Raw genomic sequence first — 2,637 nt, forward strand, 5'->3', positions numbered from 1 at the left:
GGCATCGCGGTCGACCTGGCCACGGCGACCGCGTCGCCGCCCGCGTGGCTGGTCCGCGCGCATCCGGAGGTCCTGCCGGTGCGGTCGGACGGCGTCCGGCTGGAGTTCGGGTCGCGGCAGCACTACTGCCCGTCCTCGCCGGTGTACCGGGAGGCGGCGGTCACGCTTGCGCGGAAGATCGCCGAGCGGTACCGGGACCATCCGGCGCTCGCGCTGTGGCACATCCACAACGAGTACGGCGACCACGTCACCGAGTGCTTCTGCCCCGAGTCGGCCGCCGACTTCCGGCGCTGGCTGCGAGAGCGGTACACCGATCTGGAGGCGCTGAACTCCGCCTGGGGCACGGCGTTCTGGTCGCAGCGCTACGGGTCGTGGGACGAGATCGAGCCGCCGCGCGACGCGCCCGGCCCGGTCAACCCGACGCAGACGCTCGACTGGCGGCGGTTCTGCTCGGACGCCCTGCTCGCCTGCTACCAGGGCGAGAAGGACATGCTGGACGAGGTGTCCCCCGGCGTCCCGGTGACGACGAACTTCATGTCGATGTTCAAGGCGCTGGACTACTGGAAGTGGGCGTCCCGGGAGGACTTCGTCTCCGACGACGCCTACCCCGACCCGGACGACCCCGAGGCGCACATCACCGCCGCGCTGAACTACGACCTGATGCGCTCGCTCAAGGGCGGCCGGCCGTGGCTGCTGATGGAGCAGGCCCCGTCCGCGGTGAGCTGGCGTCCGGTGAACGTGCCGAAGCGTCCGGGGCTGCACCGGCTGTGGTCGCTGCAGACGGTCGCGCGCGGCGCGGACGGCGTCATGTACTTCCAGTGGCGGGCGTCGCGCGCGGGCGCGGAGAAGTTCCACAGCGCGCTGCTGCCCCACGGCGGGACCAAGTCCCGCGGCTGGGCCGAGACCGTCCGGTTCGGGGAGGAACTGGCGAAGCTCGGCGAGGTCGCGGGCAGCACCACCGAGGCGCAGGTCGCGATCGTCCTGTCCTGGGACTCGTGGTGGGCTCTGGAGCAGGAGGACCACCCGTCCACGCGGCTGGAGCTGAAGGCGATCGTCGCGTCCTGGTACCGGGAGCTGTGGCGGCGCAACATCGCGGTCGACTTCGTCCCGCCGGAGGCCGACTTCGGGAAGTACCGGCTCGTCCTCGCGCCGAACCTGTACATGCTGCGGACGGAGACGGCCGAGCGGCTCACCCGCTTCGTCGCGGACGGCGGCCACCTGGCCTGCGGGTTCTTCTCCGGCATCGTGGACGAGCACGACCACATCCACCTCGGCGGCTACCCGGCCCCGCTGCGCGACGCGCTCGGCGTCGTGGTCGACGAGTTCTGGCCCGTCCCGGACGGCCGGTCCGTCGAGGTCGGGGAGTTCGGCCCGGCGACCCTGTGGAGCGAGTGGCTGGACGTCACGACCGCCGAGCCCGTCGCGTCCTACGCCGAGGGCCCCCTGGCCGGACGGCCCGCGATCACCCGCAACGTCCACGGCGAGGGGCTCGGCTGGTACCTGAGCTGCCACCTGCCGGCCGCGCTCGGCCCGGTGCTGGACGCCGCGGGCGTGCGCCCGGTCCACGAGGCGCCCGAGGGCGTCGAGGTGACGCGGCGCGGCGACCACCTGTTCCTGCTGAACCACACCGGCGCCGCGACGCGTGTGAGCGGCCTGTCCGGTACCGACCTGCTGTCCGGCGCGACCGTCCGGGGCGAGCTCGAGCTCGGCCCGCTCGGCGCGGCGGTTCTCACCCCCCGCATCTGAAAGGTCATCATGCGCAGATCCCTGAGCGCCGCCATCGGTGTCGCCGCTCTCCTCCCCCTGACGGCGGCGCCCGCGCACGCGGCGCCCGCCGGACGTTCCGGCCCGGCCGGGTACGCCAACGTGCTCGACATGCGCGGCACCCCCACCGCGTCCGAGCCGCCGGAGTTCAACGACATCAACGTGTTCTCCGACCAGGGCGCGTGGCACGCCTACGCGCTGCCGGACGACCCGGCGGCCCACGGCGGCTTCACCGGCCCGCTGTACATCGCCCAGGAGTACCCCTGGTGGCTGAGCAAGGCGTTCACCCGCATCCAGCTCAGCGAGAACGGCCGGAAGATCGACCTGTCCGGCGCGAAGCCGAAGCTGTCGTCGCTGCCCGGCCTGCTGCGCCAGGTGTACGAGCTGGACGGCCTGAAGCTGACCCTGGAGCTGCGCTTCGGCAGCGCCCACACCGCCCTGGTGCGGGCGTTCGTGGAGAACACCGGCCGCACGGCCCGCACGCTCCAGGTCGGCTGGACGGGTGAGCTGCTGCGCCCGGACGCCGAGCCGATGAAGAGCGCCCCCTCCCTCAAGGCCACCGGGAAGGGCGTCCAGGTCGACTTCGCCAAGGTCCGCAAGACCTGGAGCTACCTGACCAACGGCACCGAGCGGTTCGAGGTCACGCACGCCGAGCCGGTGCGGACGACCGTCTCGGGCGACTCCTACACCACCGCGCTGGCCCGTCCGCTGACCGTCCGGCCGCGCGCGACCAGCGCGCTGACCTGGGCGGAGAGCTACACCTTCGACGACGCCGAGCGGCGCGCGGAGGCCCCGGCCACCGCGGGCATGCTGCGTTCGCCCGAGCGCGCCGAGGCGCGCGGCGACGCGCGCTGGAAGGGCTACGTCGCCAAG

General features: G+C 73.0%; 2 protein-coding genes. Both read left to right on the forward strand.

Going from position 1 to position 2,637, the window contains the following annotated elements; all coding sequences use genetic code 11:
* Nucleotides 1-1,746 (forward strand): beta-galactosidase (locus tag AB0J52_RS35475; RefSeq protein WP_500187296.1); only part of this gene is annotated, 1,746 nt, incomplete at its 5' end.
* Nucleotides 1,747-1,755: 9 nt separating this feature from the next.
* On the forward strand, nucleotides 1,756-2,637 hold an 882-nt coding region (locus AB0J52_RS35480; protein ID WP_500187297.1), incomplete at its 3' end, for a trehalase domain-containing protein.

The organism is Spirillospora sp. NPDC049652 (assembly GCF_040675125.1).
GTDB lineage: Bacteria > Actinomycetota > Actinomycetes > Streptosporangiales > Streptosporangiaceae > Spirillospora.